The sequence below is a fragment of the Maritalea sp. S77 genome (assembly GCF_049801075.1).
In the GTDB taxonomy this organism is placed as follows: domain Bacteria; phylum Pseudomonadota; class Alphaproteobacteria; order Rhizobiales; family Devosiaceae; genus Maritalea.
This window is the reverse complement of record NZ_JBNAGG010000002.1, coordinates 213368-232542: the sequence shown is the minus strand read 5'-3', so window position 1 is coordinate 232542 and position 19175 is coordinate 213368. Positions and strand designations below refer to the sequence as shown.

The following is a 19175-nucleotide window of genomic DNA, read 5'->3' as shown; positions in this document are numbered from 1 at the left end:
CGCCGTGACCTTTAAACATCATTGAATGAAATTTGTGCAAACGCCCCTTTTTTTACCCCGCAACTTTCGCCATAGTGCCTGCAACCGCAGGGAGCCAAACTAATTTATGACGACCATCGCCCACATTTCTGATGTGCATTTGCCCTATCATGAAAAAATCACCCTGCCGCAACTACTCAATAAGCGCATCACTGGCTATTTAAACTGGAAGCTTAATCGCGGCCATGCCATTGAAAACACCGCGCTTAAATCGCTCATGGCGCACCTTAAAACCCAGCAATATGACCATTTGGCGATTACCGGCGATCTGATCAATTTGTCACTGGAGCAAGAATTTGCGCTGGGGCAACAATGGCTAAAAACCATTGAGCCGCCAAGCCGCGCCATGCTGATCCCGGGCAATCATGATATTTATGTGCCGTCTGGCAAAAGCTATATGGCGCATTATTGGCATGAATATATGGAAGGCGAGCAAGCGGACGAGCGTCACCCCTTCCCCTTTTGGCGACAGGTGAATGATGTGGCACTGATTGGCTGCAACAGCGCGATCGCCACCCCACCATTTTTCGCAAACGGCACTTTTTCACGCCGGCAAGAAAAGCTGCTTGAAAAGCTGTTGATCAAAACCAAGGAAATGGGGCTGTTCCGCATAGTGATGATCCACCACCCGCCGCATGATGATGTGATGAACATCTGGCGGCGCGGCCTAACCAACCGCCATCGTTTTAAGCGCGTGATCAAGAAACACGGTGCAGACCTTATTTTGCACGGTCATTTGCATAAATCTGAAATCAAATCATTGCCCGGGCCTGAAGGCGAAATTCCGCTGATCGGCATCGCCTCTGCTTCAATGGGTCCAAATGCCGGCCAACCGCCAGCGCGCTATAATTTATATAAAATTGAAAAATTGAACGAAAAGTTTTCCTGCACGTTACATGAATATGGCTATCACCGCTTTGGCGATGAGATCGAAAAACGCTCTGAACTGGTGCTGACCTAACGTCTTGAACTTGTTTTTAACATAATTCTGGTGATCCTTTGCGCATGGACATTTTCATCATTGATTCCGCCGAGTTTATTGCGGAAACGGGCGAAGCCCGCTTCCATTATCGGCTGGACGATCACGCATTTACCGAACGGTTGGAGCTTGGCGTTGGCTTTGATCTTGAACGCGCTCAAAGCAATGATTTTGCGCATCTTTTAGCTCTTGCTGCAGCTATTTTAGGCGTTTCCTATTTCAAGTTGAAAGCGCCAAAGCAAATTGATCTAACTGCACTTAATCTGACCGCAGATGATCAAGTGCTGATCAAAGATGTTTATGAAAATGGCCTAGGCGAATTTTACACGCGCAATGATTTAAAACGCTTCGGGCAAATCCAATATGATTTTGCCCCAGCATATGAAGCGCCGCACGATTTAGACTGGCCCGCAAAATCGCTTGTGTTGATTGGTGGCGGTAAGGATAGCTTGGTGTCGGTTGATTTGCTCACCCGCGCGAACATTCCGTTCACCCCATTTGCGGTGAACCCGAAAGGGCCAATCCTGTCCTCAACAGATCAAATTGAACAAAGCCCAATCTTTGTGCGCCGCTATTTAGCTGCAAACTTGTTTGAGCTAAACGACCAACCCGGACATTACAATGGGCATGTGCCCTCCACCGCGATCAATTCAGCCATCGCCGCAATGATCGCGGCGCTTTATGGCTATAATGAAATCATCCTGTCGAATGAACGGTCTGCCAGCGAAGGCAATGTGGAATTTGACGGACGCGAAGTGAACCACCAACATTCGAAAAGCTTCGATTTTGAGCAATTGATTGCCAAAAGCTTTGCCACAGCCAGCCACAAAAGACTGGGCTACTTTTCCATGCTGCGCCCCTTCTCAGAAGTGCGCATCGGCCAGCTGTTCGCGCGGACGGAAAAGTTTGATCAGCATTTTTCAAGCTGCAACGAAAATTTCAAGCAAAACCAAGATGGCCCCAAACGTTGGTGCACCAACTGTCCAAAATGTCATTTTGTGTCGCTGATCTTGGCGCCCTTCATGTCACCGGAACGCTTGACCAACATTGTTGGCAAAAATGTGCTTGATGATGACGCAAAGCTCCATGCTTTTCGTGAACTGTCCGGCCTCTCCGGCCACAAGCCTTGGGAATGTGTTGGCGAGATCTTGGAAGCTGCTGCATCTCTTTGGCATTTGGCGCATCAAGACGCATGGCAAAGTGCGGCGATTGTGAAAGTTTTGAAGCCTGAACTGGAAGCTTTTTACGGCGCGCCTGCGCTAGAAAGCGCGTGGGATGAATTGCTTCAAGATGCGAACACGCATAATGTGCCAGAAAAATATCAATTGAACGAGATTGCCCGTGCAAGCTGATCAATATTTCGACCGCGCCGTTTTGCTCTATGGCGCTGGCATTGAAGCCAAATCCACCCGCGACTTTCTTTCAGAATTTGCCCCCAATGTTAAAGTCTATGTCACCGCTGATCAGGGTGACATTTTCTTGCCAGATAGCACCATCATCGCGCCAAGTGAAATCGAAACACTGTGCGAAAAAGGCGAAATTGGCACCATTATCCGCTCGGCTGGCGTGTCAATTTACAAACCAGAAATTCAGGCCGCAAAAGAGCTTGGGGTGGAGATCACCACCAACATCAATTTGTGGGACAAGTTTAAGCGCAATGGTGCAAAGCTGGTGGCTGTAACCGGCACCAAGGGCAAAAGCACCACGGTGAAACTGACCGAGACCATGCTCGCTTGCGCCGGAATCGATGCGCGGCTGGGCGGCAATTTTGGCGTTGCACCGCTTGATCTAGATGATCACGACATCATCGTGATGGAGCTTTCATCTTACCAGGTGGCAGACTTAACGGCGCAACCGGATTTTGTAGGCTTCACCAATCTATTTCCCGAGCATGTGCATTGGCACAATCATTCGCTGCAGCAATATTTCCATGACAAATTGAACCTATTGCGCCGCGAAGGGCCCTATGCGTACGCGCTGGGCGCACAAGCTGCGGTGAACCAAAAGGTGCAGGATGCTCTACCGAAATATGCACACGAGCTGGCCGCGCCAAGCGCAGAGTTGGTGGCCGCGTTGCATGCCACCATGCGCAAATCTCGCCTCAAAGGCCCGCACAATGCGGACAATATGATCATCGCGGCCAAATTGGCCTTGGGCTTAGGGGCCAGCGAAGAAGGCATTTTGAAAGGGCTGGAAACCTTTGCGCCTCCGGCCCATCGGCTGGAAGAGCACAAAATCGGCGACCATCTGTTCGTGGACGATTCCATCGCCACCACACCAGAAGCGACCATGGCGGCCATTGCCTCTTACCCTGACGAAAAGATTGCCTTGCTGGTCGGTGGTTATGACCGCGATCAAAACTACGAAGAATTGGCCCGCACCGTCGCCAGCAGCAATGTGACCACCCTTTGCTGTTTGCCCACCACAGGCGAGCGCATGCAAGCAGCCATGGACAAAGTTGATCACCAAATTGATGTGTTTGCTGCAGAAGGCTTGGCAGATGCGATGGAAGGGCTGAAGCGCCGCGACGGGTTCGACACCATCATCCTTTCGCCTGCCGCTCCATCCTTCAATCAATATGAAAATTACATCGCCCGCGGCAATCATTTTATCCAGCTCGCAAATGAGATTTTTAAATAGGATCAGGCGATTTTATGCCCCAAGGCTATATCTATCTGGCCATTGCCATTATCGGCGAAGTGATCGCGACATCGGCATTGAAAGCGGCTAACGGGTTCTCCGAAACCGTACCTTCAATTCTCGTTGTCATTGGTTATGGCGTCGCCTTTTATTATCTAAGCCTGTCCCTTAAAACCATTCCGCTGGGCATTTCCTATGCTATTTGGTCTGGTGTGGGCGTTGTTGCCGTGTCCATCATCGGCTGGGTTTATTACAAACAAGCACTCGACATTGCCGCCCTCATTGGCATGGCCATGATTTTGGGCGGTGTGTTGGTGATCCACCTGTTCTCCAATTCTGCCGCGCACTAAACAGCCTCAAAAGAAATTTTGTTTTTTGAAACAAATCGGAATTGCGTCTCGTAACTACCTTATCCAATGAGGGAACCAAGGAGACGATAATGACATTTTCAAAAACAATCCTAACCGCCGCCACGGCCGCAGCGCTGATGCTTACGGCATCAACTGCTTTCGCTGATGGTCACAGCAAAATTGGTGTGATGGCCGAAGATCAGGATGTATCTGGCGGCACAGTGAGCGCTTCTGAAATTGTTGCAGGAGAAAACGGCTACCTTGTGGTGCACCGCACTGGCGACGACATGAAGCCTGGCCCGGTTGTGGGCTATTCGCCGATCAAAAAAGGCAAGAACATGGATGTGACCGCCATTTTGACCGAAGAAGTGATGTCTGGCGACAAGCTTATGCTGATGATCCACTCAGAAGCTGGTGGCATGGAAACGGGCGTATTTGAATATACACTCGGCGCCAAAGAAGACGGCCCAATCCGCATGGATGGCGATTTGGTGATGGCTGTTATTTCTGCAAAATAACTCACCGAGAAAAACATGATAAGGCCGCCAAGCACTATGTTTGGCGGCCTTTTTCGTGCGCAAAGTCTAGTCGAAATTCAAATCAATATAGCCTTCAGCCCAGTTGTTTTGATTTGCGGTGCCGTCCATGCTGATAAAGGTCGGCATCATCTCATCAGCCCGCGTGACGTGATAGCAAAACTCGCCCCACCCTTCGGCAGACCAATCTTCACAATATTTGCCAACACCCTCATCATCCGAAACTGACCATGGAATGTTTCTGATTTTGTCGTTCTTCACCACCACAACGGCAATCCCGTCTGGATGGTTGTTTTGCTTATATTCGGTAACGCCGTCAGGAAAGGTGCCCCAAATGGAATTGCCAGACATAAGCGCTTCCAATTCTGATGCATTGAGTTTGGCTGCGTCGGCCTGCGCCGAACCAATTGCGCTGGCCAAAACCAGCAATGATGCCGCTGCCAATTTAGTGTGATGAAAGCTCATAATTCCTCCCAGAGCAGTTTTCACTTCATGCACATCGAGGTGCACTACTACGTTCTGGCGCAATTCCCGCTGGTCAGCTGTGAATATTCGTGCCAAAATTTTTCATGGGAGAAAGCGACACAGCACAAAATGTGAACCAACCAATGGGCGAAGCCTATAGCGCCTATTGGAATAAATGGCTGCACCAAGGCGCTGCGCTGGCCCGCGCGCACTTCGACCTCACCGCAAGTTTTGCGGCGTCACCTATCGCGATTTTTGACCAACTTTACGAACAATATGGCGGCCAAGCGGTTTTCAATCTCGCCCGGCGCGACAGTCAAATGGCAGGCTTCGACGTCCAATCGCTTCTTTTTTCAAGCGCACCAAACGTAGAAACTTTGGTGCGACGCTGGCAAAAAGTGGCACAAGCGCAAGCAAGCATTCGATTTGGCGCACCGCAATCTTTGCCCGACTTTGTGCAAACAATGCCAAATGGCGAAATCATCTTAAGCCCCAGCCACATTCGCCCAGCAAATCTCTCGCGATTTGGCACCGCCATGCTCACTGGGGTCACCGCCCACGCCCTTAGCCGATTTACGCCCGAACGAGTCGAAATATTAGAGTGCAGCAAAGCTGGACGCTCGCGCACCCTGTCGCCCCAGTTTGGTCAGTCACAAATGGACTTCGATCCCACGAGCGACATCATATTGCGGTTTCCGACCAGCAAATCTGACGCGAAGTCGGTCAAGGCTGCAAGTCCATATCTTCAGCTCAATCATCTGTTTAATCATCAAGCAAACCCATTTTTTCGCCAACTGATCCAACATCTGGACCAGCAACAGGGCGGACATTTGAATATTGAAATATGTGCCCAGCTTATGGGCACCTCCGTGCGTACCCTTTCCCGCCGCCTTGCTCTATTCGACATGAATTATGGGCGATTGACCCGATTTGTGCGACTGCGCAAAGCTGTGCGTCTGCTCCATGCAGGTCATGTGCAGATGGATGATGTGGCATTTGCCGCCAATTATGCAGATCGCCATCATATGGCACGAGATTTCAGACAAATGATCCAACTTTCGCCAAGTCTGTTGCGCGATCTTTTCGCTGAATCCACACGAAATCGGTAAATCTAAACACAAATTTTACCAAAGCACTCGATCAAAAAATAGATAAAGCACTGTAATTATTGTCATTTAATCAGTTAGCTAAATATTTATCTAGTTTATTGGCAATTGAACAATGCGCGCTTCCTAAACTCTTATTGTTCGCAATCATGCGAAACGCATTGGGAGTGAGAAAATGGAAGCAATTGCTTTGGCATTCACATCAGCAATGATCTCTTGGGGCTTGTTCACCTTGTACCCAGAACAGGAAGCACGCGTTAAAGCCAAACGTCGGCAATAGCGCAAAATTTGAAATTTTGTCAGGGGGCAAAAATGAAAACACTAATCGCAGCAACAGTCGCTTTTCTGTTGGTATCCGCAGGCTTTGCGTTGGACATTACGGTCTCAACATCTGAAGCACAGGCCGCTTATCCAACAAGCGTGAACAGCCAGATTACGGATTAGAACGATGCAACCACACCACAAAATGTTGGCATCGCAATTGTTCGCAGCTGCCATTTTGATCGGTCTCATCACGATGGCTTCAACACCGCTCGCGCTGTTTGAACGTCAATCTGAACCACAATATGCCATGATACGCTAGGGTGCGAACCCGCTAGGCTCAGATGAGGAATTTTATGTCCGTGAGTGCAGAAGGACTTCGGTCCTAAAACGGCAGTTCTTTAAAAGGACTGCCGTTATTTTTTGACCTCTTCCAACTCGATCAAGGTGCCATCAAAGTCCTTCGGGTGCAAAAATAACACTGGCAGACCGTGTGCCCCGATCTTTGGCTCGCCATCGCCCAAAACCCGCGCGCCCTCATCAGACAATTTTTGTGCCGAAGCGCGGATATCTTCCACCTCAAAACACATATGGTGCATGCCGCCGGAGGGATTCTTTTCGAGGAAAGCGGCAATCGGCGAGTTCTCACCCAAGGGATGCAGCAGCTCCACTTTGGTATTGGGCAATTTCACAAACACCACCGTCACGCCATGCTCAGGCAATTCTTGCGGCTCGGACACAGCCGCGCCCAACTGATCCCGATATTTCGCTGTAGCAGCGTCCAAATCTGGCACCGCAATCGCGATATGATTGAGATTACCGATCATGGCTCGTTCCTCAATTTACCCTCAATCCGGCTCATCACCGCATTCGCGGCATCCAGCACATTGGTGCCGGGGCCAAAAATATCGGACACGCCAGCGTCACGCAGCGCTTGATAATCCTGCTCTGGGATCACCCCACCCGCGAAAACGGAAATATGCTCTGCACCTTTTTCACGCAGCAGATCGACCAGTTCTGGGATCAGGGTTTTATGGCCAGCCGCCAATGAAGAAGCGCCGATGGCATCTACCTTCAAATCGATGGCTTTCTCAGCCACCTCAGGAGGTGTTTCGAACAGTTCCCCAATATGCACATCAAAGCCCATATCCGCGAACGCCGTGGCGATGACTTTGGCGCCGCGATCATGACCATCCTGCCCCATTTTGCCGATATAGATGGCAGGCTTCCGCGACTGGCACGTCTCAAATTCAGCAATGCGCTTGGTGATCGCTTGATATTCCGGATCGCCTGCATATTGTTCGCTATAAACGCCCGAAATCACCTTGGTGGTGGGGCGATGGCGGCCAAACACCTCTTCCATCGCGTCAGAAATTTCGCCCAATGTGGCGCGGGCACGGGCCGCGTCGATTGCGGCCGCCAGCAAATTGCCTTCACGCGTTTCCGCCACCTGACGCAGGGTCACAAGTGCTTTATCGCAGGCGTCTTGGTTTCGGTTGGCGCGAATGCGCTGCAAAGCGTCAACCTGCTCGGCACGCACTTTCTTATTGTCGATGTCGAGAATGTCGAGATCATCTTCTTTATCAAGACGATAACGGTTGACCCCAACAATTACGTCTTCGCCCTTATCCACGCGAGTTTGGCGAATGGCAGCGGCGCGTTCAATCTCAAGCTTGGGCAAGCCTTCTTGCACCGCCTTGGTCATGCCACCTTTTTCTTCGATCTCGGCGATCATCTCGCCCGCTTTTGCCACCATGTCAGCGGTAAGGCGCTCGACATAATAGGAGCCGCCCAGCGGATCTACCACGTCGGTCACGCGGGTTTCATGGTCCAAAATCAACTGGGTATTGCGGGCAATGCGCGAGGAAAATTCGGTCGGCAGCGCAATTGCCTCGTCAAACGAATTGGTGTGCAGGCTTTGGGTGCCGCCCAAAATCGCGGCCATCGCTTCATAGGCCGTGCGCACAATATTGTTGTAGGGGTCCTGCTCGGTCAGCGATACGCCAGAGGTTTGGCAGTGGGTGCGCAACATCATAGAACGCGGGTTCTTCGCGCCGAGATCTTTCATGATGTCAGCCCAAAGGGTCCGCGCCGCGCGCAGCTTCGCTACCTCGGAAAAGAAATTCATACCGATGCCGAAAAAGAACGACAGTCGCCCGGCAAAGGCGTCAATATCCAACCCCCGCGCCTGCGCCGCGCGGACATATTCCATGCCATCAGCCAGCGTATAAGCCAGTTCCTGCACGGCGGTCGCGCCCGCTTCATGCATATGATAGCCGGAGATGGAAATGGAGTTGAATTTCGGCATAAATTCAGCCGTGTGCGCAATAATATCCGCAATGATCCGCATGGAGGGCTCCGGCGGATAGATAAAGGTGTTGCGCACCATAAATTCTTTCAAAATGTCATTTTGAATGGTGCCGGAGAGCTTATCCTGGCTCACGCCCTGCTCTTCCGCGGCCACCACAAACATGGCCAGCACCGGGATCACCGCACCATTCATGGTCATCGATACAGACATTTCGTCGAGCGGAATGCCGTCAAACAGCACTTTCATGTCTTCAACGCTGTCGATGGCCACGCCGGCCTTGCCCACATCGCCCACCACACGCTCATGATCGCTGTCATAACCCCGGTGGGTGGCCAGATCGAATGCCACGGAAAGGCCTTTTTGGCCCTTTTCCAGCGCCTGCCGATAAAAGCGGTTACTCTCTTTCGCCGTGGAAAAGCCAGCATATTGCCGGATGGTCCAGGGGCGGTTGGCATACATGGTGGCGCGCACACCGCGGGTGAACGGTGCTTCGCCGGGCATCGCCTCGGCGGCGCGATCGGGCAGATCGTCGGCGAAATAGGCGGGCTTGATCGGCACGCCACCATAATCGGTTTCCAGATCAGCCGGTTCGCGCCCGCGCAATTCTTTTTCGGCCAGGGCCTGCCATTTTTTATAGGTCTCGTTGGAGAGGGTCATTGGTCTTCAAACTCCATGATCACATCATCCACCGCCAACACCGCGCCGACATCTGCCGCGATTTTGGAAACCACGGCTTTCTTCTCCGCCCGCAGCACATTTTCCATTTTCATGGCTTCAACAATGGCCAGTGGCTGGCCTTCCTGCACCTCGTCGCCCTCGGCGACTTCAAGCCGCACCACCTGCCCCGGCATTGGGCACAGCAAGAATTTGGACATGTCCGGCGGCATTTTCACGGGCATATGCACCATCAAATCGGCCACATGCGGCTCAAACACCTGCACATTCATGTCCGCCCCGCGATAGCGCACCCGAAAGCCCGTGGCCTTGCGCGTGACTTGCGCGACAATATGATCGTCGCCCACCCGTGCGCGGATCAGCGTTTCGCCTGGCCCCCAATCGGTTTCAATACGCATCAGCGTTTCAAAATCATCCTCGCGATCGCGCCAGATGACGGCTTCTTCCAGCACGTCAAAGTCAAACCGCTCTTCGCCAATCATCACGGAGCGGGCCACATCTTTGATGGACAGGTCCAGCGTATCCGCTTCGGCAAACCCGCGATGTTGGCTGTGAAAGCCAATATAGGCGGCCAACCCGGCGATGTTTTTCTTGGCCGCATTGCCCAGTTCAACGCCGTTGAACCCTTCGGGGAATTCTTCGGCGATATAGCCCGTGGTGAGGCGACCTTCTTTAAAGCGGTCCCGCTCCATCACGGCGGAGAGGAACGGGATATTGTGGCCAATGCCTTCCACCTCAAACGCATCCAGCGCGTCAGACATGGCAGAAATAGCAGCGGCCCGATCTGGCGCCCAGGTGCACAATTTGGCAATCATCGGATCGTAGAAGGTGGAGATTTCTCCCCCATCAAACACCCCGGTATCGTTGCGCACCACAAGGTCTTCAGATTCAAATTCTGACGGCGGGCGATAGGTCGTCAATCGTCCAATGGAAGGCAGGAAATTGCGATAGGGGTCTTCGGCATATAGTCGAGACTCAATTGCCCACCCATTGAGCGTGACCTCATCCTGAGCGATCGACAATTTCTCGCCCGCCGCAACGCGGAGCATTTGCTCCACTAGGTCAATCCCTGTGATCAATTCGGTGACAGGGTGTTCCACCTGCAACCGCGTATTCATCTCAAGGAAATAGAAATTCTTGTCGCCATCCACGATGAATTCCACCGTGCCCGCGCTGGCATAGCCAACCGCCTTGGCCAAGGCCACAGACTGGTCGCCCATTTTCTTGCGCGTTAGCGCATCTAAAAATGGCGATGGCGCTTCTTCAATCACCTTCTGGTTGCGGCGCTGAATGGAACATTCGCGCTCGCCCAGATAAATGCAATTGCCATGCTTGTCGGCCAAGACCTGAATTTCAATATGGCGCGGGTCGGTGACAAACTTTTCGATAAAGATGCGATCATCGCCAAAGCTAGACGCGGCTTCTGATTTGGAGCGCTCAAAACCTTCGCGGGCTTCAGCGTCGTTCCACGCAATCCGCATGCCCTTCCCCCCACCGCCAGCGGAGGCCTTGATCATCACCGGATAACCAATCTCATTTGAGATTTTCACCGCTTCATCCGTGTCTTCAATCAGGCCCATATAGCCCGGTACGGTGGACACATCGGCTTCCTTGGCGATCTTTTTGGAGGTAATCTTGTCCCCCATCGCCTCAATGGCTTTCGGCGGCGGCCCAATAAAGACAATGCCCGCCTTTTCAAGGCTCTCGCAGAACTTGGCGTTCTCACTCAAAAAACCATAGCCCGGATGCACCGCTTCTGCGCCGGTTTCTTTACAGGCCGCGATAATCTTATCGCCCAACAAATAGCTTTCCGATGCCGGCGATCCTCCAATATGCACCGCCTCATCCGCCATGCTCACATGCAGCGATTCCCGGTCCGCATCCGAATAAACCGCAACGGTTTTGATGCCCATTTTCTTGGCCGTTTTAATCACCCGACAGGCAATCTCGCCCCGGTTGGCTATGAGTATCTTTGAGAAGATTATCTTTGTTTCTCCGTTTACCTCGGCATCGCCAATTGCGACGAAGCGTCTGTTATTTCGTCATTGTCGGACTTGATCCGACAATCCATGCAGCTTTGGACATTCCCAACGGATCCTCGGGTCAAGCCCGAGGATGACAGGGGTTACATTCATCAATCCGGCCGCTTGCAGATAAAATCAATCTCCACTAGCGCATGCAGCGCCAGGCCGGTGACCCCGATGGTCGTGCGCGCCGGGCGCCGTTCTTTGGGGAAAAAGCTCTGATAGGTTTCATTGAACTGGGCATAGTCCCGATAAAAATCCGTGAGATAGCACCGCGCCATCATCACATGCTCCAGCCCCATATCAATGCCCCCCAAAACAATTTTGAGGTTGTCCATCACCCGCACCGTCTGCGCTTCAATTCCATCCGGCAAAGGCGCATCCGGCGCATCAGGAAATGTTGGCATCTGCCCGGTGACAAACACCCAACCATTCGCCTCGGTCGCGTGGGAGAATGGCGCCACTGGTCGTGGGCCGTCTGAAATCATGTGGAATAGTGGATCAGTCATTTTAGAGTTCCTATTTTAATTTGGGCGCCGAAAAAACATGGGAAGTCGCATATTTCTGCAGTTCGTTTGCCAGTGCCATACCCAAGAACCAAAATTGCCCCGCTACCTCTGCCTGTTCAAAGTGAAGCGCGGCATTAGGGTCTAATCCAGTTTTTTTACATAGCTCTTCAAACACTGAGTTTTTTTCGAAAATCAATCTCATCTCATTTATCTGACAAACTCCGAATTTTTGCATGTAGAGCGGCTCGAGTTGTTCTGAAAACTGCTTCAGAGAGGTCATAGGTTCGTGTGCAAATTTATTGCGAATTTTCCTAAGCAAATTGACTGCATCCAAAACTCGTTGCGGCAACTGCATCGCGCGCAGCATAAGACACTTGGTCGCAAATCCAACATTCTCGCCATTGAAGGCCAAAACATCGCCAAGCAACTTATCGATGGCACGTTCCACCTCAAATGTAACTCTTAATACGATTGCCACTTCATCGTCCGCCACAAGTGCTTCCACGATGTTTTGATCAACGAGTTTGTAGAATTGTTCATCCAACAGCCCTAACCTCCCCTACAACGGAATATTGTCGTGCTTTTTGATCGGCATCGACTGTTGCTTGTTTTTCAGGCTTTCAAATGCGCGCGCCACTCGGCGTCTTGTGTTGTGGGGCATGATCACATCGTCGATAAAGCCGCGCTCGGCTGCCACGAAGGGGTTGGCGAAGCGGTCTTCGTAATCTTTGGTGCGCTTGGCGATTTTCTCCTGATCGCCCAGCTCGGAGCGATAGAGAATTTCCGTCGCGCCCTTCGCGCCCATTACCGCGATTTCCGCACTCGGCCATGCGTAATTCACGTCCGCGCGAATATGCTTTGAGGCCATCACATCATAGGCGCCGCCATAGGCTTTGCGGGTGATGACGGTGACTTTCGGCACCGTCGCTTCCGCATAGGCGAACAGCAGTTTCGCGCCATGCTTGATGATGCCGCCATATTCCTGTGCGGTACCGGGCAAGAAGCCAGGCACATCAACAAGGGTGAGGATCGGAATATTAAAGCTATCGCAAAAGCGCACGAAACGTGCTGCCTTTTTGGAGGAGTTGATGTCGAGACACCCGGCCAACACCAGCGGCTGGTTGGCCACCACGCCGACGGACTGGCCGTTCAGCCGCATAAAGCCCGTAACAATGTTGCCCGCATGATCTTTTTGCAGTTCCAAAAACTCGCCTTCATCAGCGATTTTATGGATCACCTCTTTCATATCATAAGGCTTGTTGGGGCTATCTGGAATAATGGTATCAAGGCTCATTTCTGGCCGATCCACCACATCATTCACATCCACCTTTGGCGCTTTTTCCTGCGCATTCAACGGCAAATAATCAAATAGTCGACGGACCTCCAACAATGTTTCCACATCATTGTCGAAGGCCGCGTCGGCCACGGAGGAAATCTTAGTGTGCGTGCTCGCACCACCCAGCTCTTCTTGGGTCACCGTTTCATTGGTCACGGTTTTCACCACGTCCGGCCCCGTTACAAACATATAGCTTGTATCCTTCACCATATAGATGAAGTCGGTCATCGCCGGTGAGTACACCGCGCCGCCCGCACAGGGCCCCATAATCACAGAGATTTGCGGCACTGCGCCAGAGGCCATCACATTGCGCAAGAACACATCGGCATAACCGCCAAGGGAGGCCACGCCTTCCTGAATACGCGCGCCGCCACTGTCGTTCAGCCCAATCACCGGCGCGCCATTTTGCACCGCCAGCTCCATGATTTTACAGATTTTCTGCGCATGGGTTTCAGACAAGGAACCACCAAACACGGTAAAATCTTGTGAAAACACATAGGTGAGCCGCCCATTGATAGTGCCCCACCCGGTCACCACCCCATCGCCGGGAATGATGTTTTCTTCCATGCCAAAATCGGTGCAGCGATGGGTGACAAACATGTCATATTCTTCAAAGCTGCCCGGATCGAGCAAAACGGAAAGCCGCTCCCGCGCGGTGAGCTTACCCTTGCCATGTTGTGTATCAATCCGGCGCTGCCCGCCCCCAAGCCGCGCCCCGGCCCGCTTTTGTTCAAGCTGCTCGATAATGTCCTGCATGTATCAGCCCCTACGAAAGAAATTAAAATCGCGATCTTTTGTACAGCCTGCCAAATGCAAACGCGACTTTAAAGGGCTGAAAGTGTAAAGAAGAACACCTTTTTAACATTGCAAATTGTAAATTTGTGAATTTTGTGTAATTCTTGTGGAGAGGTATTTGCGGCCGTGCCATTCGCCTCTGCCGTCATTCCCGCGTAGGCGGGAATCTAGATGTGAATGTAGAAAGTGAAATCGTTGACGATTTGCGCTTTGGCCACTCTTGCCTGGATTACCGGGTCAAGCCCGGTAATGACGGAGGGGATGTGGTGCGCGACACACAAAAACACCACCGCATGGCACCAATAGGCGGGGGTGCCGGGGACGGGAGCGCAGCGACCGGTGGCGGCAAGAAAGGAACACGATGGCACAACGAAAAATCTTCGCGGGCGTCAAACTCCGCGCCCTTCGGGAACAGCAAAAGTTGACCCAGGCCGAGTTCGCCACACGGCTGGATATATCAACCTCCTACATCAACCAGCTCGAAAACAACCAACGGCCCGTCACCGCCGCGATCATGTTGTCGCTGGCGGAGAATTTTAATGTCGATGTGACCAGCCTGTTGGCTGACAAATCAGACCGGCTAATCATTGATCTAAAAGAGATTTTTGCGGACCCGCTTTTTGCCGATAACCCGCCCGGCTTGCAGGAACTGAAATCCCTTGCCACCAACACGCCGCAAACCGCTCATGCCTTTATGCGGCTATATGAAGCCTATCGGAAATCCAATGAGCGGATGGCCGGGGTGGACGATGTGTTGATGCGTGAGCAGGCAGGCAATTTACAGACCTCATATGAAGAGGTGCGCGACTTCTTCCATTATGCCGACAATTATATCGACCCACTGGACCGCGCGGCGGAAGATTTGGCTGGTGAGCAAGCCCTTGATGGCCACGACAAATTGGAACGGCTCGTCAAATATTGCGAGCGGGTGCATGATTTGACGGTTGAATTTGTTATGCCGAACAAACGCGACATGATCCGGCAATTTGACCGGACGCGGCGCGTGATCCGGCTCAACACCACCTTGGACAAGTCAACCCAATTTTTCCAACTCGCCAACCAATTGGCGCTGCTGGAACAAACCTCGCTGATCAACCAAATCTTGACCGACGCCAATTTCAAGCGCGACGAAGCCCGCGCCATCTGCCGCATCGGGTTGGCCAATTATTATGCGGGCGCGCTGCTGATGCCCTATAATCAGTTTTTGAAAGAGGCGCAGGCCGTGCGCTATGACATCGAAATCATGGCCCAGCGCTTTGGCGCCAGTCTGGAGCAAGTCGCCCACCGCCTTTCCACATTGCAACGCCCACAATTGCGCGGCATTCCGTTTTTCTTTGCGCGGGTGGATCAGGCAGGCACCATCACCAAGCGCCACTCGGCCACCGCGCTGCAATTTGCCCGGTTCGGCGGCGCCTGCCCCTTGTGGAATGTGCACCGCGCCTTTGAGTCGCCGCAGCGGATCATCCGCCAGCGCGCCGAAACGCCAGATGGCAAACGCTATTTATGCCTTGCTTGGGCCAGTGAAAAACGTGCCGGAGGCTTTCGCCAACCCACCCGCCGCTATGCCTATGCGCTGGGGTGCGAAATCGACCATGCCAGCGAGCTGATCTATTCCGACGATCTGGATATTGGCGAAGATGCCGCGTTTGACCCCATCGGCGTTTCCTGCCGCACCTGCGAACGTCGCAACTGCACCCAAAGATCCGTGCCGCCCATCGCCGCCGAAATCTCCATCACCCCAGATGAGCGCAGCGTGGTGCCCTACAAAATTAACTAGCACCCAGATGATTAGGTGCAACGCACAACCTAAAATGGCAAAAATCGACATAGAAGCGTCAAATTTTGTTGCAAACCCAACAAAATTCTGGCAGCATAATCAAACGGAATATGGTTCTTGGAAACGCGAGAACTACCAGATGATTCAATGGGTTAAAACCTTTTCGCACTTGCCAAAAGCATAGCCTCGCGTTCTGAGATTAAACCACGCCCGCCAAAAACTGTTCTTTATGCAGAATGTCGACTTCTGGATGGTTTGGTGCGTCCGCACTCCCCAAAACTGGACATAAAAAAGCGCCCTCCTATGGTGAAGGGCGCTCGATTAACTTGCTATTTTACGTATTTATGAGCTTCTGGAAATCGCTTGCCTTTTACGATCTCGCTTATACGTCCAGGGTTAACGTCAAATTTTGCTGCAATGCGATTTTGAAAATGACCCTGCTTACGCAATTTCAGTATTTCAATTGCATCTTTTAATGTGAGCGATTTGCTCGGCGTATTAGGAGGAAGCATTATTCCAATCCTTTTCGTTGCGCCAAGCACAGTTGTCAGACACACATTTTTGTGCTTAGTGTGCCTCCATCGATTGTGACATGCCGTGCTCGGCTCGTTGCAATAAAGGCTCAAGCAGGTGCAACTGCTTGGGCCACTTTTATAGGTAAATTTTTCTCTCTTTTTTGCAACACATTTGTTTTAGCAACTTGGCCAGATGAAGCGAAGTTATCCACAACCCCAAAAGAAAAATTACGGTTTTCGTTATTAATAGTAGCCACAGCGGCTATTTTTGTGCATTGTTTAAGTACATGCATTCAATGCTTGACATTCGTTTAACATGCTATTTCAATAACTTACTGCGACATACTGAACTAGGCTCCTCAACCTAAACTTTTGGCTCGAAGTCAAGTTTGTTTTTTCAAATTATCTTTAAATTTCCTGTGGTTATCGTGTATTCAGCGCGATTTTCTCGCACATTTCGTGTCTTCTGCGAATCGCAAACACAAAAAAAGCGCGGGAACTTGCCCGCGCTGTCTTTTTCGATGCTTCAGAACTTAAACCTGAATATCAACCAGTCGCCCGGTGCCATCGGCAGGTGGCGCTTTGGTTTCGTCGGTTTTCTTTTCGGCGAATTCTTCAGCCGCCGTTTTCTTCGCTTCTAGCTGTTCCACCTCACCCTTTTCTTTAGTGGTGGGGGCTGGCGGATCAGACCGTACATATTGCACAGGCTGGCTAACCGCTGAAATTGAACTCATTCTGCGTCTCCTTCGATCAGCATGGGTTGTTTGCCTTCGTGAAAAGACAAGTCTCCACCGCGAAGCCTACGCGGTGCCAAATAAGGAGCCATTAGAAGTTTGGGTAAAATTAGCTGAAAACTTTATTGAACGATTTCCCCGCCCCGCTCCACCGCTCACCTTCGGCGAGAACGACCATTTTCTCCTCCAAAAAACTGCGGAAAGCCCGCACCCTCGTCGGCATCAAACGACGATCGGCATAGACCATAAAGACGTGCCGCATCTCGGTTTCAAATTCAGGCAGCAGCGATACCAAACGCCCATCTTGCAAGGGCTCTCGCATATAAAAGAGCGGACCATACATGATGCCTAAACCTTTAACTGCCGCATCCACCACCGTACGGATGGAATTGATGCTATAGCGCGGCGCAGGAAAAATCACATGGCGCTGGCCATCTTTGAGAAAGCTCCAATCCTTCTGTGGATCTGAGGTGAGCAAATCCAACTGATGTAGATCTTGTGGCACATTGGGCTTGCCTTTCGCCGCGATGTAGCTTGGCGCCGCGGCGACACACATTTGCGTATCAAACAATTTTCGCTGCACCAAACTAGGCTGAGTGGGCGGCACCACCACCAAAGACAAATCGAGCTGATCTTCCACAAAATGCTGATCGGAAATGGCAAACTTGATCTGAATATCCACCAGCGGATGCAGCGCCAAAAACTCAAGCGACCAATCGTGCAGATAGTCAATCGCCATACTTTCAGGACAAGAAATGCGGATCGAACCGGAAAGCACATCTGCCCGATCATTCAAGGCAGATATCTGCTCTTGAAGCTGCGAGAAATCCTCGCCAAGCGAGTTGAAATAGCGCTCCCCATCAATTGTGAGCTTGAATTGCTTGGCATGGCGATGCACCAATTTGTGCCCCACCTGCTCTTCTAATTGCGCCAAATGGCGCGACAATGTGGGGGCAGAAACATTCAGTTTTTGTGCGGCTTTGGTGAGGCTTCCCTCACGCACAATCTCGCAAAAATGATGCAGCGCATTCAAATCCAATGATTTCATTTTTGAAACTTAAGCTTCCAGTTTTCGATATTTATATATCAAATATGAAAACATATATTCTTTTCATCACCAAGAAAAAAAGGTTTTGAGATGAACAAGCTTCCCGCAAAATTTCGCCAACCAATTGTTGGCCTCGGCATCATGTTGGTGATGCTATCCAGCCTGCCCGCCATTTTGGTGTCGCAAAACTTGCCGCCGCAAGCGGATTTCGGCACGGCATATTTCAACGCGATCAGCCAGATGGCGCCCTACGCCGTGCCCCTGGCGATCGGCTCGGCCATACTTTTCAACCTGTTGGCCAACTTCTTTGTTGAGAAAGTCCAGTAAGTTGAACAGGCAAGAGTGACAACGCGTCGCCCTTGCCTTTCTGCCCAATACGGGATAGCGCTAAAGCACAAATTGTCTGACAAGGCGAGCATATGGCTGACGCGCAAAAAACCGATCCGCAACATAAATGGCACGAAGATATTCAGGCCGTATTGCTGGGCACTTTATTGGTCGCTTTAGGCGTCAATATGTACAAAACCGCCATGTTGGGCACGGGTGGCATCAATGGTTTGGCTTTGCTTTTGTCTTACGGCACGCCACTTGAATTTGGCTTGCTGTTCTTTGTGCTGAACCTACCCTTTTATTGGTTCGCCTATATCCGCATCGGCCCGGCCTTCACGATCAAAACTTTCGCCTCTGTTGGCCTTGTATCGCTGTTCGCGCAACTCACCCCCCAATGGATCAGCTTTGATATGCTGAACCCGATCTATGCCAGCGTCATCGGCGGCGGCATTATTGGGGTTGGGCTTTTGATCCTTTTCCGCCACAAATCTGGTCTCGGCGGCGTCAATATTTTGGCGGTCTATTTGCAAGATCGCTATGGCATTCGCGCTGGCTATTTGCAAATGGGCGTGGACGCGGCAATCCTATGCGGCTCATTCTTCATTTTGAGCTGGCAACAGGTCTTGCTATCGATCTTGGGGGCCGTGGTGCTCAATTTGGTGATTGCCACAAACTTCCGGCCCGGCCGCTATGTCGGCTTTTCCGGCGCGTTCTTCGCCCAAAGCAAAAAGAAAGACTAGGGTCA

General features: G+C 51.6%; 21 protein-coding genes. 11 read left to right on the top strand and 10 right to left on the bottom strand.

Features of this window, described 5'->3' with window-relative positions:
• The first annotated feature begins 106 nt into the window (after positions 1-106).
• The 5 genes from ACP15Y_RS08820 to ACP15Y_RS08800 all read left to right on the top strand — a co-directional run bounded on the left by ACP15Y_RS08820 (position 107) and on the right by ACP15Y_RS08800 (position 4526).
• The gene (locus ACP15Y_RS08820) at positions 107-1000 is read left to right on the top strand and encodes a metallophosphoesterase family protein (RefSeq protein WP_424982693.1); all 894 of its coding nucleotides are present in this window, start codon (positions 107-109) and stop codon (positions 998-1000) included.
• Positions 1001-1044: 44 nt separating this feature from the next.
• Positions 1045-2370 carry a hypothetical protein gene (locus tag ACP15Y_RS08815; RefSeq protein ID WP_424982692.1) on the top strand — a complete coding sequence of 442 codons (1326 nt, stop codon included), beginning with the start codon at positions 1045-1047 and terminating at the stop codon, positions 2368-2370.
• Positions 2360-3658 (top strand): UDP-N-acetylmuramoyl-L-alanine--D-glutamate ligase, encoded by a 1299-nt coding sequence (gene murD / locus ACP15Y_RS08810; RefSeq protein ID WP_424982691.1) that lies wholly within the window; start codon positions 2360-2362, stop codon positions 3656-3658. Before ACP15Y_RS08815 ends, murD begins: the two co-directional genes overlap by 11 nt.
• A 14-nt stretch (positions 3659-3672) precedes the next feature.
• Positions 3673-4008: a DMT family transporter gene (locus ACP15Y_RS08805; RefSeq protein WP_424982690.1), complete on the top strand. Its 336-nt coding sequence runs from the start codon at positions 3673-3675 to the stop codon at positions 4006-4008.
• Positions 4009-4097: 89 nt separating this feature from the next.
• Positions 4098-4526 (top strand): DUF7282 domain-containing protein, encoded by a 429-nt coding sequence (locus ACP15Y_RS08800; protein WP_424982689.1) that lies wholly within the window; start codon positions 4098-4100, stop codon positions 4524-4526.
• 66 nt (positions 4527-4592) lie between these two features.
• Here the strand turns inward: ACP15Y_RS08800 and ACP15Y_RS08795 are convergent, their stop codons facing one another.
• The gene (locus ACP15Y_RS08795; protein ID WP_424982688.1) at positions 4593-5009 is read right to left on the bottom strand and encodes a hypothetical protein; all 417 of its coding nucleotides are present in this window, start codon (positions 5007-5009) and stop codon (positions 4593-4595) included.
• An 89-nt stretch (positions 5010-5098) separates the two neighbouring features.
• On the opposite strand from ACP15Y_RS08795, the gene ACP15Y_RS08790 reads away from it, so the two are divergent.
• From ACP15Y_RS08790 to ACP15Y_RS08780, 3 genes are all read left to right on the top strand, one after another.
• Positions 5099-6118 (top strand): helix-turn-helix domain-containing protein, encoded by a 1020-nt coding sequence (locus ACP15Y_RS08790; protein WP_424982687.1) that lies wholly within the window; start codon positions 5099-5101, stop codon positions 6116-6118.
• Between the two features lie 309 nt (positions 6119-6427).
• Positions 6428-6559, top strand: coding sequence for a hypothetical protein (locus ACP15Y_RS08785; protein WP_281275860.1), 132 nt, complete (start codon positions 6428-6430; stop codon positions 6557-6559).
• Between the two features lie 4 nt (positions 6560-6563).
• Positions 6564-6698, top strand: coding sequence for a hypothetical protein (locus ACP15Y_RS08780; protein WP_424982686.1), 135 nt, complete (start codon positions 6564-6566; stop codon positions 6696-6698).
• 94 nt (positions 6699-6792) lie between these two features.
• Here the strand turns inward: ACP15Y_RS08780 and mce are convergent, their stop codons facing one another.
• From mce to ACP15Y_RS08750, 6 genes are all read right to left on the bottom strand, one after another.
• Positions 6793-7203: a methylmalonyl-CoA epimerase gene (gene mce, locus ACP15Y_RS08775; RefSeq protein ID WP_424982685.1), complete on the bottom strand. Its 411-nt coding sequence runs from the start codon at positions 7201-7203 to the stop codon at positions 6793-6795.
• Complete coding sequence (gene scpA, locus ACP15Y_RS08770; RefSeq protein ID WP_424982684.1) at positions 7200-9344, bottom strand: methylmalonyl-CoA mutase; 2145 nt, start codon at positions 9342-9344, stop codon at positions 7200-7202. Before scpA ends, mce begins: the two co-directional genes overlap by 4 nt.
• A complete protein-coding gene (locus ACP15Y_RS08765) occupies positions 9341-11344 on the bottom strand; it encodes an acetyl-CoA carboxylase biotin carboxylase subunit (protein WP_424983086.1) in 2004 nt (667 codons plus the stop codon). The genes scpA and ACP15Y_RS08765 overlap by 4 nt, the downstream gene beginning before the upstream one ends.
• A gap of 152 nt (positions 11345-11496) precedes the next feature.
• Positions 11497-11895 (bottom strand): RidA family protein, encoded by a 399-nt coding sequence (locus ACP15Y_RS08760; RefSeq protein ID WP_424982683.1) that lies wholly within the window; start codon positions 11893-11895, stop codon positions 11497-11499.
• Positions 11896-11905: 10 nt separating this feature from the next.
• On the bottom strand, positions 11906-12439 hold the full coding sequence (locus ACP15Y_RS08755; protein ID WP_424982682.1) for a hypothetical protein: 534 nt from the start codon (positions 12437-12439) through the stop codon (positions 11906-11908).
• Between the two features lie 15 nt (positions 12440-12454).
• On the bottom strand, positions 12455-13987 hold the full coding sequence (locus ACP15Y_RS08750; RefSeq protein ID WP_424982681.1) for an acyl-CoA carboxylase subunit beta: 1533 nt from the start codon (positions 13985-13987) through the stop codon (positions 12455-12457).
• Between the two features lie 400 nt (positions 13988-14387).
• Between ACP15Y_RS08750 and ACP15Y_RS08745 the strand changes: the two genes are divergently transcribed.
• On the top strand, positions 14388-15803 hold the full coding sequence (locus ACP15Y_RS08745; RefSeq protein ID WP_424982680.1) for a helix-turn-helix domain-containing protein: 1416 nt from the start codon (positions 14388-14390) through the stop codon (positions 15801-15803).
• A gap of 622 nt (positions 15804-16425) precedes the next feature.
• On the opposite strand, the gene ACP15Y_RS08740 is transcribed toward ACP15Y_RS08745, so the two are convergent.
• From ACP15Y_RS08740 to ACP15Y_RS08730, 3 genes are all read right to left on the bottom strand, one after another.
• Positions 16426-16611 (bottom strand): hypothetical protein, encoded by a 186-nt coding sequence (locus ACP15Y_RS08740; RefSeq protein ID WP_424982679.1) that lies wholly within the window; start codon positions 16609-16611, stop codon positions 16426-16428.
• A 240-nt stretch (positions 16612-16851) separates the two neighbouring features.
• Entirely contained in the window at positions 16852-17052 is a 201-nt protein-coding gene (locus ACP15Y_RS08735) for a hypothetical protein (protein WP_424982678.1), read from the bottom strand.
• A gap of 109 nt (positions 17053-17161) precedes the next feature.
• Positions 17162-18100, bottom strand: coding sequence for a LysR family transcriptional regulator (locus ACP15Y_RS08730; protein WP_424982677.1), 939 nt, complete (start codon positions 18098-18100; stop codon positions 17162-17164).
• 90 nt (positions 18101-18190) lie between these two features.
• Between ACP15Y_RS08730 and ACP15Y_RS08725 the strand changes: the two genes are divergently transcribed.
• Complete coding sequence (locus ACP15Y_RS08725) at positions 18191-18427, top strand: hypothetical protein (RefSeq protein ID WP_424982675.1); 237 nt, start codon at positions 18191-18193, stop codon at positions 18425-18427.
• A 92-nt stretch (positions 18428-18519) separates the two neighbouring features.
• Positions 18520-19170, top strand: coding sequence for a YitT family protein (locus ACP15Y_RS08720; protein ID WP_424982674.1), 651 nt, complete (start codon positions 18520-18522; stop codon positions 19168-19170).
• Positions 19171-19175: the final 5 nt, after the last annotated feature.

What these genes read in the sequence shown, in the direction of transcription:
- ACP15Y_RS08760 (WP_424982683.1), bottom strand. Translation starts at nt 11,895, where the DNA reads ATGACTGATCCACTATTCCACATGATTTCAGACGGCCCACGACCAGTG.
- ACP15Y_RS08805 (WP_424982690.1), top strand. Translation starts at nt 3,673, where the DNA reads ATGCCCCAAGGCTATATCTATCTGGCCATTGCCATTATCGGCGAAGTG.
- ACP15Y_RS08750 (WP_424982681.1), bottom strand. Translation starts at nt 13,987, where the DNA reads ATGCAGGACATTATCGAGCAGCTTGAACAAAAGCGGGCCGGGGCGCGG.
- mce (WP_424982685.1), bottom strand. Translation starts at nt 7,203, where the DNA reads ATGATCGGTAATCTCAATCATATCGCGATTGCGGTGCCAGATTTGGAC.
- ACP15Y_RS08820 (WP_424982693.1), top strand. Translation starts at nt 107, where the DNA reads ATGACGACCATCGCCCACATTTCTGATGTGCATTTGCCCTATCATGAA.
- scpA (WP_424982684.1), bottom strand. Translation starts at nt 9,344, where the DNA reads ATGACCCTCTCCAACGAGACCTATAAAAAATGGCAGGCCCTGGCCGAA.
- ACP15Y_RS08815 (WP_424982692.1), top strand. Translation starts at nt 1,045, where the DNA reads ATGGACATTTTCATCATTGATTCCGCCGAGTTTATTGCGGAAACGGGC.
- ACP15Y_RS08745 (WP_424982680.1), top strand. Translation starts at nt 14,388, where the DNA reads ATGGCACAACGAAAAATCTTCGCGGGCGTCAAACTCCGCGCCCTTCGG.
- ACP15Y_RS08800 (WP_424982689.1), top strand. Translation starts at nt 4,098, where the DNA reads ATGACATTTTCAAAAACAATCCTAACCGCCGCCACGGCCGCAGCGCTG.
- ACP15Y_RS08730 (WP_424982677.1), bottom strand. Translation starts at nt 18,100, where the DNA reads ATGAAATCATTGGATTTGAATGCGCTGCATCATTTTTGCGAGATTGTG.
- ACP15Y_RS08720 (WP_424982674.1), top strand. Translation starts at nt 18,520, where the DNA reads ATGGCTGACGCGCAAAAAACCGATCCGCAACATAAATGGCACGAAGAT.
- ACP15Y_RS08725 (WP_424982675.1), top strand. Translation starts at nt 18,191, where the DNA reads ATGAACAAGCTTCCCGCAAAATTTCGCCAACCAATTGTTGGCCTCGGC.
- ACP15Y_RS08735 (WP_424982678.1), bottom strand. Translation starts at nt 17,052, where the DNA reads ATGAGTTCAATTTCAGCGGTTAGCCAGCCTGTGCAATATGTACGGTCT.
- ACP15Y_RS08785 (WP_281275860.1), top strand. Translation starts at nt 6,428, where the DNA reads ATGAAAACACTAATCGCAGCAACAGTCGCTTTTCTGTTGGTATCCGCA.
- ACP15Y_RS08795 (WP_424982688.1), bottom strand. Translation starts at nt 5,009, where the DNA reads ATGAGCTTTCATCACACTAAATTGGCAGCGGCATCATTGCTGGTTTTG.
- ACP15Y_RS08780 (WP_424982686.1), top strand. Translation starts at nt 6,564, where the DNA reads ATGCAACCACACCACAAAATGTTGGCATCGCAATTGTTCGCAGCTGCC.
- ACP15Y_RS08740 (WP_424982679.1), bottom strand. Translation starts at nt 16,611, where the DNA reads ATGCATGTACTTAAACAATGCACAAAAATAGCCGCTGTGGCTACTATT.